The following is a 12419-nucleotide window of genomic DNA, read 5'->3' as shown; positions in this document are numbered from 1 at the left end:
CCCGGGCTTGACCCGGGGATCTGGTGGCAACAGCTCGGCGGCGGAAGCTGATCCCCGGGTCAAGCCCGGGGATGACGAGTAGTAAATGTGATAAATGCGATATTCGCTTACCGTTTCAGGAGTCCATAATGTTCAAGGCGCTGCTGTTGCAGGAAAAGGATGGCAAGGTCACCTCAGCGATCGAGGATCTGCCCGACGACCGGCTGCCGGCGGGGGATGTGCTCATCCGCGTCCATCACAGCACCTTGAACTACAAGGATGGCCTCGTGCTCGGTGGGCTGGGGCGGTTGGTGAAGACCTATCCTCATGTCGGTGGCGTCGATCTTGCCGGCACGGTGCTGGAGAGCCAGCATGCCGATTATAAGGCCGGTGACCAGGTGATCCTGACCGGCTGGCGTGTCGGCGAAGTGCATTGGGGCGGCTATGCCGAGAAGGCGCGAGTGAAGGGTGAATGGCTGGTGCCGTTGCCCCGCGGCCTCTCCACCGAACGCGCGATGGCGATCGGAACGGCGGGCTTTACCGCGATGCTCTGCGTGATGGCCCTCGAAGAACATGGGTTGCGCCCGGATCATGGCGATGTGCTGGTGACCGGTGCTGCTGGCGGTGTCGGCAGTGTCGCGACCGCGATCCTCGCGCGCCTCGGCTACCGGGTCGTGTGTTCCAGTGGCCGGCCCGAGCAGGCGGATTATTTGAAGAGCCTGGGGGCGGCCGAGATCATCGAGCGTGCCAGCATCGCTGCACCCTCGGGCAAGCCGCTCGACAGCGAACGTTGGGCGGGCGCCGTCGACAGTGTCGGTGGATCGACGCTGGCCGCCATCCTGCCGCAGATGAAATATCGCGGTGCCGTCGCCGTCTGCGGTTTGGCAGGTGGCACCAAGCTGGAAACGACCGTCATCCCCTTCATCATCCGTGGCGTGTCACTGCTCGGCATCGATTCCGTGATGGCACCGCTCATGCGCCGCAAGGTCGCGTGGGCGCGGCTCACCAAGGATCTGCCGATGGAAAAACTCGACGGCATGATCCAGCGCGCCAGACTGGAAGAACTGCCGGCACTGGGCAAAGCCATCCTGGAGGGCAAAGTCCGCGGCCGCGTGGTCGTGGATTTGGGAGTTTGAGCGTAACGCCCCGCACTCTCTAAATATCGTCATCCCCGGGCTTGACCCGGGGTCTGGTTCAAACTGATGGACATCGTGTCCAGTCGCTCCCGATCCCTGGATCGAGCCCGGGGATGACGGGACCGCGTAGACCTTCTCTAAAGTCATTGCACTCGGCGCGTCGCCTGAATCGTTATGGTCCGTGAAGGCGGACCACCCACGAGTTTGGAAAGCAACCTCGAGATGGCGATGTTGCCCCTGGAGAGTGCTTCGTGGCTTTCGGATGCAAGGATTCCGGCAATCAAAGCATAATTGCCCCGGGCCGCAAAACGTAGGGCTGCGAAAGCTGCATTCAGCTGATATACATGATCCAATATATTCAGCTAAAAATAGGGACAGACCATGTCGCTCAAGAAAGATGCGCGCGCGGTTGAAGACAATTCGCAACACCTTCTCTCGCTGCAGCTTCACACCATCGGCGGTGTCGTCGAGCCCGCCAAACCGATCATGATCATCGTGCCGGAGGACGCCGGCTTCGTCGAAGAAGGCCAGGAAGCGGCCGTGAATCCTGATGCGTTTCCGTTCACACGCTACGGCACGCTCATTGGCCAAGCGTTGACGATCTCGAACGACGCTGTCGAACAGCAGAGCGACAGCTACCAGCCGCCGCGCCTCATCTACACGACACGCATTCGCCTCGAAAAAAGACACCATGAATGTGGATGGTAAGAATGTGCATCTCTCCCCTGGCATGGTCGCCGCGGTCGAGATCAAGACGGGGACAAGAAAGCTGATCGAGTTCGTGCTGTCGCCACTGATGAAGATGGGTGATGAGGCGGGGAGAGAGCGGTGACAACAAACTTTTCGATGCCGAGGAGTGCGTCTAATGGGGCTGCTACAGGGTGGTAACTGAGATGTCAAACGTCAGAGTTCGTGGCGCAATTATTATAAAAGGTATCTGCGCAATTATTCTGTTCGCATGCCTACTAAATGCTGGGACGGTCTGGATCATTGACGCGCGCAGTGCGGGATGCCTGTTCAATCATCAGCCATGTGATCAGATTGATTATCTAGTTCTCTTTTCAAGAGCGTTTCTAGCAATTGTCGGGGGAGTTTCTCTTACTGTTCTTCTGGATGTTCCATCGACAAGCTACGGTACATTAGGAACACTTGCGATCGTCGCAGCGTCCTCTAGTTATCTGCCCCTTCAGCAGTGCACTGGTCAGATCGTGCAGTACAGCGCAATGCTCGCTCGTTGTGCTCTTTGGCATACAGAATATCATCCCATCATATCCTTTCTTTCAAGCTTTTCGGCAGTTGCGCTGCTGCTGAAATCATATTTGGGTTTAACCGCACGATCGAAAAAGATCCTTTGATTGCGGCACACGGTCAAGAGATCCTGGCCTAAACTGCAGAAACTCCGGGGGTAATCTATCAATTAGAAATTACGAAAATCGGAGTTACAAAATCGGGGTCAGAGTGAGATTACTTTTCGCCTAATGGCGCGAACGTGAGCCCCATCCCCGCGCCACCAACATCCGTTTCCGAGCTCGGCGTTTCTTCCACCAGATGATCACACCCGTCACCGACAGCATCGCGACGACGATGCCAGAGGCTGACACCATGATGCGGCCGGGCAAACCGGCGATGCGGCCGGAATGCAGGGGGAACTGTATCTGCAGGAAGATGTCGCCGGCAGTGCCGGCCCAGGGTGTCACGTCGCCGATCTGGCGGCCGTCGAGGCCGTCATAAAAGAGCACCGCCGGACCGACACCGCCCGTGGTGCCGTGGTCATCGCCGGGATGATAGAAATAGACCCCATAGACGCCGTAATCGGGTGCGTAATAGAGAGCACCTGGCGGCGCATCCCAACCGCGCGCCGGCCCGTCCACCTTCGCCTTGGCGATGATCTCTGCGTAGCTGATCTTGGGATGGATCGGTTTGTTGAAGGCGACCTGCTCGCGCGTGTCGAAAGGCGAGGGCGTGAAGGATGAGAACAGGCTGACGATCGGCTTTGCGACCTCGGTATCGAGATTGAGCGAGGCGGAACTGACCGCCAGGATGAACAGGAACCCCCACAGCCACAGGCCGAACGCGCGGTGGAGATCGAAAATGACGCGGTAAGGGCTGCCCTGCCATTTGACGGTCCAGGCCGGCTTCCAGCGCGCCCACCAGCCGCGGGCCAGCGCCCTTCCCACCGACAGGCTACGCCGCGGATCGGGCCGTTTGCGTAAGGGCAAGGTCAGGTAGAAGCCGACGAAACAGTCGATGATCCAGATACAGGCGATACCGCCCATCAACCACAGGCCCCAGGGGTCGGGGAGGTGCAGGCTGTAATGCAGCCGATAGAGGAACGGCATGAAATTGGCGCGGGTCAGCGCCGGCTCACCCCAGAGGCGCTTTCCCAGAATCTCGCCGCTGACCGGGTCCATGAAGATCTGATTGTAGGCAAGTAGGTAAGATTGCCCGGTCGCCGGATCGACCCTGGGAAAGACGTAGATCTCGAAGGCGTGACCTTCCTCGATCTGCAGCGAGAAATAGGTGGCCCAGATCTGCGGGTCTTGCGCCTCGGCGATGGCGACGAGTTCCAGCGGTGTCTTCGGTGTACCCTCTGCCGTCGCGGTAACAAGCTCCGGGTTGAGCCAGCTATCGATCTCGTGATCCCACGAGATGATGGCGCCGGTCAGCCCGGACATGAACAGGAAGCCGGCAAGGCCAAGGCCGCACCAGCGGTGGAGATGGAGAAAGACGGTGCGTGGCGAAATCAAGCTGCGGCCGTTGGGTTAGAAGCTGAACGCGGTCGAGACCAGGAAGGTGCGCGGACTGCTGGTCGAGAGATAGCCGCCACCGGCGGAGGTCCAATAATCGCTGTCCAGTACATTCTCAATGTCGGCGCGGACGGTGATCGGTGTACCGCGGGCATCCAGCGTATAGCGGGCGCCGAGATCCCAGCGCACCCAATCGGGCAGCTTCTGCGTGTTGCCGGCATCGTAATACTGCTCGCCGGTATAGATGACACGCGTGGTCACGGTGAGGCCTTCCACCTGCGGGATATCGAGCTCGCCGCCGAGATTGACCTGGACCTTGGGGACGCCGACGCCGCGATTGCCGTCATTGTCACCGTTCAATGTGCCGTCGAGATCGCTGTCGAGCAGGGTGATGCCGCCCAGCGGCCGGAAGCCCTTGATGGGTTCACCGGAAACGCTGAACTCGATGCCGCGATTACGCTGTTCGCCGTCAACGACGAATGTATTCGATCCATCGACATAGGAGCTTGGTTGGGTGATGTCGAAGAAAGCAAGAGTCGCCGTGAACACGTCAAGATCAAGCTTGATGCCAACTTCGATCTGATCCGTCTTATAGGGTGCAAAGGCCTGCCCGGCATTGCTGGCTGTGCTGGGTGCGATGTCACCGGGCACCAGGCCTTCGATGTAGTTGGCATAGAGCGACACTTCCTCGACCGGGCGAACCACGAGACCGATCGAGGGGGTGAGCTTATGTTCGTCATAGGAACTGGTGTGATCGCCAGTCTGGTAGTTATAGGCGTCGAGCTTGACCTGCTGCAGGCGACCGCCCAGGGTCAGCTGGATGCGGTCATCCCAGACGCCGATCGTATCGGCGATAGCGATACTGTTGAGCTGCTTCTCGTTCGACTTGCCGATGGCATTGTCGGAGAAGTCCGGATCGTCGACAAAATTGGGATCGTAGAGGTTGGTGCCGGGAATGCTGGCGAAGCCGAATCCGAAACCTTCTTCCGATCGCAGCGTCGTTGCCTGCAGGGTCGCTTCGTGCTTCATGCCGAAGAACTCAGCCGATCCCTTCATGCCGACCTGTGCTGATATCGTATCCTTATAGAAGGGAATGTCTGCGGCGTAGCTCGCGACATCGCCATCATCGTTGATGATGCTGACGCCACGGCCGATCGACTTCTGATCGGAACTGCTGCCGCCGAACGCAGCAAAGAGTGTCACATTGTCGAGGAGATCATATTCGCCGCGGATGGCGCCGAACAGATCCTTGGTCTCGTTATAGGTCCATTTGTCCTGGATGTTGGTGTCGGCATCGGGCGCGTGCGGCAGGTCGATTCCGGCGCCGAGATAGACGAAGCCCGCCGACCGGTCGAATTCCTGATGCTGATAGCCGGCATCGAGCGACAGGCGCAGATCGCCACCATCGTAATCGGCACCGACGACGGCAAGGCCCAGCAGCTGGCTCTTTTCATCAGCCGCCAGCTCGCCATCGCGGAAGGCGCCGTTGAAGCGGATGCCGAACTCCTGGTCGGGGCCAAAGCGCCGGCCGACATCGACAGCCGTCCCGAATTGCGTGTTTGAGGAATAGGTGGCGGTGACCTCGGTCAGCGGATCGGCGCCGGCGCGCTTGGGTGAAACGTTGAGGCCGCCACCCACCGTGCCACCCGGCGAGACGCCGTTGAGGAGGGCGGAGGGGCCCTTGAAGACCTCGACGCGCTCGGCAAATTCGGGCGCGATCACCTGGCGCGGCAGCACGCCGTAAAGGCCGTTCAAGGCGAAATCGTCGTTATAAACCGGGAAGCCACGGATCATATATTGGTCGGTATAGCTGCCGCGCGCGGAGATGACGCGCACGGAAGGGTCACTGTCGACCACGTCCGACATGCTGCGCGCCTGCTTGTTCTTGATCATCTCCGCCGTATAGGCGGTGACGCTGAACGGCGTCTCCATCATGTCCTTGTTGCCCAGCATGCCTACTTGCGCGCCGCGCGCGGTCTGGCCGCCGGCATAGACCTCCGGCAGATTGCCGAGCAGGCCGAGTTCGTTGGTGGCACGGTCCTCCACGTTGAGAGGGGCCAGGGTATCGGCCGTGGCAGCCGCGACGGTCGCATGGCCCGACGCCGTCACCGTGGCGGCGAGCCCGGTGCCGGAGAGGAGTTTTGCCAGCGCCTGATCCGCTGCCATCGTGCCGGTGACACCCGCACTAACGCGGCCGGTGAGCTGGGCCGGGTCGATCTCCAGCGTCCAGCCGGACTGGTCCTGGAACGCGCTGATGGCATCGGCCAATGGCTGCGCCGGAATCGCGAACGGAACGCTGTCAGCCTGGGCGATCTGGAGAATCGCCCCCTCAGCCACCCCGCTGTCGGCCTGGGCGCCAGCCGGCAAGGCGATCGTCAAGGACACCAGCGCCGTACCGGCCATCAACCCACGCAACCCCCAGCCCGCCCGGCCTGGTTGGTCAGGTTCCAAAAAAGCACACCACATCCCACATCCCCATGTGTAAGCGATTGTTTAAGAACGGTAATATTGACTGTTCTTAAATGCGACTGACTCGCAATTGCGGAAATCATAGAGCATAGTTGCGAATGAGTTGCAACAACTAGCCGCCCTGGGTGGGATTTTTGTCCGTGCTGGGACTCAGGAAGCTGGGGCTCAGGCGGCGAGGGCGGCCGGCGGATCGGCAGCCAGGCTGGCGGCGACGAGGCCAAGTTCCGGCGTCAGCGGCGTTGGGAGTGCCAGCACCACCAAAGTGGCGAGGTGGATCCGCAGCGGGTCGCGCTGGGATCCCAGGAGATTGACGGTGATCTGATCGCCCGGGCGCAGCATCTCAGCCGCGGCGGCGAAATAGCCGGGCTCATCGGTCAGGCGCCAGAGCGAATCCGTGGTCCGGTAGTGCCAATGCGTGAAGCCGTTGGCGTAGGCGAGCACGCTAAGATCCTGGGCGCAGAAGCTCATATTCCCCTCCCGACAGAGTTTGGGTCAAGCTAAGATGGAACTTATAGCGAACATACGCAGAAATGTCAACGCATAATACGTTAACTTCCGTCAACAAAAAACCTGACCAGCCAACGCTTGCGGTCGGGACAGCCCTGGTTCGCGTTATTCGGGGCCCGGCGGGGGCCGGTCTTCAGCCAGCTTCGCCGGCCCCGGTGATGCGGTAGATGCGCTTTACGTCGCCGGCCTTGAGGGCGATGTCGCGGGCCGGGTTGAACTGGTGGAGCACCACTTCATCATCGCTCCGGCGCAGGAACTGCTTGATCAACCCCTGTCCGTCGGCGAGTTCGACCGCCACGAAACAGTTCTTGGTGATCGGGCGGTTGGGGTTGACGTAAAGCAACTCGCCCGCGAAGTAGCGCGGTTCCATGGAATCGCCGTCGACATAGAGGGCGAAGGCGTTGAAGGCGCCTTTGAGATTGGCGGGGCGCTCGACAAATTCCTTGGCCTCGCCCTCATTGAAGTAGAAACCCTCGCTGCCGCCTTTAACCGCGCCAATCACTGGTAAGTCGCGCTGGCCGTGGCCGCTGCCGACGCTGGCTGGCCGCGGTGCCACCGGTTCGCGGCGATGGGTGACCTGCTGGCCCTGCTCGATGCCGGCGAGTTGGAGGACGGCACCTGGTTCGGTACCGTGCTGGTTGAACAAGGCATCGAGTTCGCGGGCAAGCTCGAAGGGCAGGAAGCGGCGCTTGTAGCGATCCTCGTAATGCTGATAGCGGGTGAGGCTCCAGCCCAGCGCTTCGGAGACCGAGCGCATGGTGAGGCCGGCTTGTTCGCGCAACTCCTTCAACCGTCGCGCGGCTTCTGAAATTTCTGTCATGGCGCATACTCCTTATCGGCCATCGCAGCGCCAAGAGTCGCCGCTGCCGATCCATCGCAGCAATATATGTCCGCAGAATACGTTTTTAAAGCTTGACGGCGTAACCAAAATATGCGTATTATCGCCTAATCCCATAACGCGCAATGCCTGTTAGCGGCCGGGTCCGGCCAAAAGGGAGGAAAATAATGGAACAAAATAGCAACATACAAATAGAAAGGCGAGACACCGGGCCAAAAATGCGGCCCTGCCTGGGCTGTGGCGCCGCCTTTGTCGCCGAGGGGCCGTTCATCCGGATCTGCCCCACCTGCAAGGAGAGCGAGGAATGGCAGAGCGGCGAGGCCGATTTCGCCCTCCATGGACGGGAGGCCGCTAATGACAACTGACCTTGAAACGACGGGGCTGGAACGGGAGGTGCTGCACATGGCCGAGATCGTCGATTTTCCACCAAGCCCGACCTTGCGGCCGGAGCAGGCGGTGGGGACCTGCATGAAGACGCGGTGGACCCAGTTCCTAGGGATCGGCATCACCGAGGCGGGAGATTTCGAGGTGGTCAACAGCGACATGACGGCTGAGCGCGCGCTGTGGCTGGTGAAATGGGCCGAGCGCTGGGCCATGGGGCTGGATGAAGTGGAGATGGAATGATGAGAGCGATCGTGGGCAGCAAACGCGGCCGGCCGAAAAAGGTGAAGGCGGCCAATGACAATGGCCCTCAGGATTTCGGCACACAGGAATTGCAGCTGAAGCGCGCCACCCTGGCGCAAGGTGCCGATCCGGCAATGACGGCGCATCCCCTCGACCTGCTGCTGGCTCGAGGTTTGATTTCGGCCCAGGCACATCGCGCCGGTTGGCGCTATGCCGGGCTCTATCGCCGTGTCATCGGCCGCACGGATGTGAGCTATGGCAGGCTTTATGCTGGCCTATGCGGTGAAAACGGGTGCACCGCGAAGGCCGATGGCGATGACGACGGCTTGCATCTGGCACAGCAGAGTTTCCGCCACGCGCAGGCCATGCTGCGCGCCGAAGGGCCGGTGGTGGCCGGCATCACCGAGCGATTGGTGGTCTATGGCGCCTGGCCGAACTGGCCGATGGGGCGCACGACGCGCGCGCACCGCGAGCTCGACCTGTTGTGCCGCGGGTTGGCACGATTGGTGACGGCCGCGCATGCCAATGACAATGTCCTGTTGCAGGTGATGCCATGATGATGCGCGACAAGATGAAGGAGGTCCTGCGGCCCAAGCCTGCCGAGACGGGCCCCCGTGCCATTGAGAGTCTGGCACGGCGTCATGCGGCGGCGGCCGTCTCGGCACTGGCTTCGGTGCTGGTCGATGAGACCGCAACGCCGGCGGTGCGGATTTCGGCCGCGACCGCGCTGCTGCAATGGGGCTATGGCCGCCCCGGGACGCAAGGGAAAAGCAAGCCCAGCGAGGGCGGCGAACAGCTGGTTCGCCTGACATGGGGTGCTTGAGTCTGGGGCTACTCCACCTCACGTCATGCTCGGGCCCAATCTAGAAACATGGGGCCTGGGGATGAGTTAGCAACTGATGAACATCGCGCCCAGTCGCACCTGATGCCCGGGTCAAGCCCGGGCATGACGATTGAGAGGGATTGTTCATGACGATTGAAAGGCCATCTCGTGTGGGCGTCCGTGCCGATTGTGTGATCAAGCTTTGGCGCCAGCCGCACTCACCGGACGATGCATTGACGATGTGCAAATCTCTGTCTAGCATTTGATCATCATGAAGATCGCAATGGTTCTTGTCGTTGTAAGTGGGCGCATGGGCAGGATGGTGTAACCATCCGGCGAAAGCACCCATGCGCGGTAAGCAGGCTCCTGACGGGGTCTTTTTTTATGCCCGGAGTTTGAGTGGCACCCCCGTCAGTCTTTTACCAAATCCCGCAGACAAGATGGACAAGGCCATGACAAGCGACAATTCGATTGGGGCCGCGCGTACGGAACCGGCAAGGGCAGGGGTCATGACCCCGACACCTGCCCCACCCCGACTGATAACGCTGATGTTGCTGACGGCGCTCTCCGTGTTGCCGGTGAACATGATTTTGCCGTCGCTGCCGAATATTGCCGCGGCGTTCCAAGCTGATTTTGCCCTCGTCAACCTGTCGGTTGCTGGCTATGCGATTGCCACAGCCCTCACAGAAATTGTCGCGGGGGCCATCTCGGATCGGTACGGCCGCAGACCGGTCGTCTTGATTTCTGTCTCTATCTTCATTGTCGCGTCTCTCGGCTGCGCGCTGGCTGGCAATATTGGCGTTTTCCTTTTGTGTCGCGCGATGCAAGCGTCCATTGCTGCCTGCTTTTCCGTCGCGCTGGTCATGATCAAGGAAACATCGGGTGCGCGTAAAGCCGCAAGCAAATTTGGCTACCTCGCCATGGGGTGGGCGGTTGCGCCGATGCTCGGTCCGATGTTTGGCGGGTTGCTGGACGAGCTGTTCGGATGGCAAGCGAGCTTCGTTGTTCTTGCCATCCTTGGCGTGGCTGCCCTTGCATTATCGGTGCGCGGGCTCCGAGAAACCGCCGCGCGCACGTCGAGATCGACGGGCAATTACCTTGCTGCATATGGACAGCTCCTGAAGTCGGCACGGTTCTGGGCCTACACCCTGTGCATGGCCTGCTCCATGGGGACGCTTTACATCTTCCTGGGCGGCGCGCCGTTGGCCGCCGGTGAATCGCTCGGCGGTGAATCGCTCGGCGGATCAAGTGCGAAGCTGGGCTTCTATATGGGTATGATCCCGGCAGGCTTCATCTTGGGCAGCTATCTGGCCGGCCGCTACGCGTCCCGGCGCCCGCTGAACACGATCCTTGTTTTCGGGCGTCTCCTGACATGCCTGGGGTTGTCGGTTGGCCTGGCCCTGTCGATGTCGGGCATCACCGAGGTTCTTGCCTTCTTTGGGTCTTGCATGTTCATCGGCATCGGCAATGGATTGACCATGCCCGCCGCCAACACAGGTGTCCTCCCCGTGCGCGCCGATCTCGCCGGCACCGCGGCGGGGCTGGCCGCTGCCATGACAATCGCCGGCGGCGCGCTCATCGCCTCTGGCGCCGGCCTGTTTCTGGCGGGGTCAGGTGCAATCCAGGCGCTGCTCGGCATGATGCTCGTATCGGCGTCGCTTGCCTTGTTGGCAGCCCTTTGCGCGGCTTTGGTCGATTGGCGTTGGCCCAGGCAGGTTTCATGACGCTCAAGAAAAACCAAGAATTCGCGCATGAATGCTTGACAGGATAGGAATTATTTGCTAATATCTAAATATAGACTGCGATATCGCGCCCCACGGACGATCACGTCCGGTGGGGCGTTTTCGTTTCGGGCTGGTTAGGACCGGGTCTCTTGATTCACCGGCATCCCCGGGCTTGACCCGGGGATCAGCCGGCAACCAATGAACAGCGCGTCCGGTCGTACCTGATGCCCGGGTCAAGCCCGGGCATGACGGGTCAATTGGCAACACCACCACCATTTCAGGATCAGCATGACCAAACCGCGCAAGCAGGCTGTGGAGGTGCATCTTTATGCGCCGCGGCCGCATCAGGCTGAACTGCACCGGCAGTTGCAGCGGTTCAATGTGCTGGTGGCGCATCGGCGCTTTGGCAAGACGGTCTTCTGCATCAACGAATTGATTGCCAAGGCGGCGGCAAATCCGCGCCCCGAACCGCGCTATGGCTATGTGGCGCCGTTGCTGACGCAGGCCAAGGATGTGGCCTGGCATTATCTCAAGAGTTTCACGGCACCGATCCCTGGGATCAAATTCAGCGAAACCGAATTGTGGGTCGATCTGCCCAACGGGGCGCGCATCCGGCTCTACGGCGCCGACAATGCCGACCGTCTGCGCGGGCTCTATTTCGACGGCATCGTGCTCGATGAATATGCGCAGATGAGCCCGCGTGTCTGGCCGGAAATCATCCGGCCGATGCTGGCCGACCGCCAGGGCTGGGCGCTCTTCATCGGCACGCCGATGGGACGAAATCATTTCTGCGCGCTTTACGAACAGGCCGCGCGTGAGGCGGATTGGCATGCGCAGCGTTTTCCGGCGAGCGAGACCGGCATCCTGCCTGCGGACGAACTGGCGGCAGCGCGGCGCGACATGTCGAGCCAGCAGTTCGCGCAGGAATTTGAATGCAGTTTCGCAGCCGGCGTGCCTGGCGCCTATTACGCCACACTGCTGGAACAGGCGGAACAGGCAGGGCGCATCGGCCGCGTGCCATGGGAGCCGCGCTTGCCCGTCTTCACTGCCTGGGATCTTGGCATCGGCGATGCGACCGCGATCTGGTTTGCGCAAGAAGTTGGGCGCGAGATCCGGATCATCGACTATTACGAAGCGAGCGGTGCGGGCCTTGGCCATTATGTGAAGCGGCTTGGCGAGTTGCCTTATGTCTATGCCGATCACCTGCTGCCCCATGATGTCGAGGTCCGTGAGTTGGGCAGCGGCACGACACGGCTGGAAACCTTGCGGCGCCTTGGCGTCAAGGTGCGCGTGCTGCGACAGAATGCAATCGAAGACGGGATCGAGGCGGTGCGCAACGTCATTCCGCGTTGCTGGTTCGACGCCGAGAAATGCGCGCGTGGCCTCGATGCACTGCGGCTCTACCGGCCGGAATTCGATGCCAAGCGCCATGTGTTCAGCGTGCGACCCTTGCATGACTGGACCAGCCATGCCGCGGACGCGTTTCGCTATCTCGCCACCGGACTGAAGGCGCCGTCGCGGCCGTTTGCCGAGATGACGGCGCCGCGCCGCTACGATCCGTTCATCTGGTAG

The 12419-nt window shown here is 60.9% G+C and carries 13 protein-coding genes; 9 read left to right on the top strand and 4 right to left on the bottom strand.

Translation table 11 applies throughout. The features are described 5' to 3' along the window. Positions 1-128: 128 nt before the first annotated feature. From acuI to AC1DWZ_RS20185, 4 genes are all read left to right on the top strand, one after another. A complete protein-coding gene (acuI, locus tag AC1DWZ_RS20200; RefSeq protein WP_477170748.1) occupies positions 129-1115 on the top strand; it encodes an acrylyl-CoA reductase (NADPH) in 987 nt (328 codons plus the stop codon). Positions 1116-1496: 381 nt separating this feature from the next. Further along, positions 1497-1823 carry a beta-barrel domain-containing protein gene (locus tag AC1DWZ_RS20195; protein WP_477170747.1) on the top strand — a complete coding sequence of 109 codons (327 nt, stop codon included), beginning with the start codon at positions 1497-1499 and terminating at the stop codon, positions 1821-1823. Continuing rightward, entirely contained in the window at positions 1807-1947 is a 141-nt protein-coding gene (locus AC1DWZ_RS20190; protein ID WP_477170746.1) for a hypothetical protein, read from the top strand. Before AC1DWZ_RS20195 ends, AC1DWZ_RS20190 begins: the two co-directional genes overlap by 17 nt. A 61-nt stretch (positions 1948-2008) precedes the next feature. Beyond that, positions 2009-2470 carry a hypothetical protein gene (locus AC1DWZ_RS20185; protein WP_477170745.1) on the top strand — a complete coding sequence of 154 codons (462 nt, stop codon included), beginning with the start codon at positions 2009-2011 and terminating at the stop codon, positions 2468-2470. A gap of 120 nt (positions 2471-2590) precedes the next feature. Here the strand turns inward: AC1DWZ_RS20185 and AC1DWZ_RS20180 are convergent, their stop codons facing one another. The 4 genes from AC1DWZ_RS20180 to AC1DWZ_RS20165 form a co-directional block, all read right to left on the bottom strand. Further along, positions 2591-3862, bottom strand: a complete 1272-nt coding sequence (locus tag AC1DWZ_RS20180; protein WP_477170744.1) for a PepSY-associated TM helix domain-containing protein — start codon at positions 3860-3862, stop codon at positions 2591-2593. A gap of 15 nt (positions 3863-3877) precedes the next feature. Beyond that, the gene (locus AC1DWZ_RS20175) at positions 3878-6265 is read right to left on the bottom strand and encodes a TonB-dependent siderophore receptor (RefSeq protein ID WP_477170743.1); all 2388 of its coding nucleotides are present in this window, start codon (positions 6263-6265) and stop codon (positions 3878-3880) included. 231 nt (positions 6266-6496) lie between these two features. After that, the gene (locus AC1DWZ_RS20170) at positions 6497-6799 is read right to left on the bottom strand and encodes a hypothetical protein (RefSeq protein ID WP_477170742.1); all 303 of its coding nucleotides are present in this window, start codon (positions 6797-6799) and stop codon (positions 6497-6499) included. Between the two features lie 172 nt (positions 6800-6971). Then, a complete protein-coding gene (locus AC1DWZ_RS20165; RefSeq protein WP_477170741.1) occupies positions 6972-7658 on the bottom strand; it encodes a LexA family transcriptional regulator in 687 nt (228 codons plus the stop codon). A 372-nt stretch (positions 7659-8030) separates the two neighbouring features. Here AC1DWZ_RS20165 and AC1DWZ_RS20160 point away from each other — a divergent pair, with 372 nt between their 5' ends. From AC1DWZ_RS20160 to AC1DWZ_RS20140, 5 genes are all read left to right on the top strand, one after another. After that, positions 8031-8300, top strand: coding sequence for a hypothetical protein (locus tag AC1DWZ_RS20160; protein ID WP_477170740.1), 270 nt, complete (start codon positions 8031-8033; stop codon positions 8298-8300). After that, on the top strand, positions 8297-8857 hold the full coding sequence (locus AC1DWZ_RS20155) for a hypothetical protein (RefSeq protein ID WP_477170739.1): 561 nt from the start codon (positions 8297-8299) through the stop codon (positions 8855-8857). The genes AC1DWZ_RS20160 and AC1DWZ_RS20155 overlap by 4 nt, the downstream gene beginning before the upstream one ends. Beyond that, positions 8854-9123, top strand: a complete 270-nt coding sequence (locus tag AC1DWZ_RS20150; RefSeq protein ID WP_477170738.1) for a hypothetical protein — start codon at positions 8854-8856, stop codon at positions 9121-9123. Before AC1DWZ_RS20155 ends, AC1DWZ_RS20150 begins: the two co-directional genes overlap by 4 nt. Positions 9124-9470: 347 nt before the next feature. Next, positions 9471-10847: an MFS transporter gene (locus AC1DWZ_RS20145; RefSeq protein ID WP_477170737.1), complete on the top strand. Its 1377-nt coding sequence runs from the start codon at positions 9471-9473 to the stop codon at positions 10845-10847. Positions 10848-11135: 288 nt separating this feature from the next. Further along, positions 11136-12419 (top strand): terminase large subunit domain-containing protein, encoded by a 1284-nt coding sequence (locus AC1DWZ_RS20140; protein ID WP_477170736.1) that lies wholly within the window; start codon positions 11136-11138, stop codon positions 12417-12419.

It is taken from the genome of Dongia sp. P2_B8 (assembly GCF_056404715.1).
Note: the sequence above shows the minus strand (reverse complement) of the source record. Positions and strands in the feature narration are given on the sequence as shown.

What these genes read in the sequence shown, in the direction of transcription:
- acuI (WP_477170748.1), top strand. Translation starts at nt 129, where the DNA reads ATGTTCAAGGCGCTGCTGTTGCAGGAAAAGGATGGCAAGGTCACCTCA.
- AC1DWZ_RS20195 (WP_477170747.1), top strand. Translation starts at nt 1,497, where the DNA reads ATGTCGCTCAAGAAAGATGCGCGCGCGGTTGAAGACAATTCGCAACAC.
- AC1DWZ_RS20190 (WP_477170746.1), top strand. Translation starts at nt 1,807, where the DNA reads ATGAATGTGGATGGTAAGAATGTGCATCTCTCCCCTGGCATGGTCGCC.
- AC1DWZ_RS20185 (WP_477170745.1), top strand. Translation starts at nt 2,009, where the DNA reads ATGTCAAACGTCAGAGTTCGTGGCGCAATTATTATAAAAGGTATCTGC.
- AC1DWZ_RS20175 (WP_477170743.1), bottom strand. Translation starts at nt 6,265, where the DNA reads ATGGCCGGTACGGCGCTGGTGTCCTTGACGATCGCCTTGCCGGCTGGC.
- AC1DWZ_RS20170 (WP_477170742.1), bottom strand. Translation starts at nt 6,799, where the DNA reads ATGAGCTTCTGCGCCCAGGATCTTAGCGTGCTCGCCTACGCCAACGGC.
- AC1DWZ_RS20165 (WP_477170741.1), bottom strand. Translation starts at nt 7,658, where the DNA reads ATGACAGAAATTTCAGAAGCCGCGCGACGGTTGAAGGAGTTGCGCGAA.
- AC1DWZ_RS20160 (WP_477170740.1), top strand. Translation starts at nt 8,031, where the DNA reads ATGACAACTGACCTTGAAACGACGGGGCTGGAACGGGAGGTGCTGCAC.
- AC1DWZ_RS20155 (WP_477170739.1), top strand. Translation starts at nt 8,297, where the DNA reads ATGATGAGAGCGATCGTGGGCAGCAAACGCGGCCGGCCGAAAAAGGTG.
- AC1DWZ_RS20150 (WP_477170738.1), top strand. Translation starts at nt 8,854, where the DNA reads ATGATGATGCGCGACAAGATGAAGGAGGTCCTGCGGCCCAAGCCTGCC.
- AC1DWZ_RS20145 (WP_477170737.1), top strand. Translation starts at nt 9,471, where the DNA reads ATGCGCGGTAAGCAGGCTCCTGACGGGGTCTTTTTTTATGCCCGGAGT.
- AC1DWZ_RS20140 (WP_477170736.1), top strand. Translation starts at nt 11,136, where the DNA reads ATGACCAAACCGCGCAAGCAGGCTGTGGAGGTGCATCTTTATGCGCCG.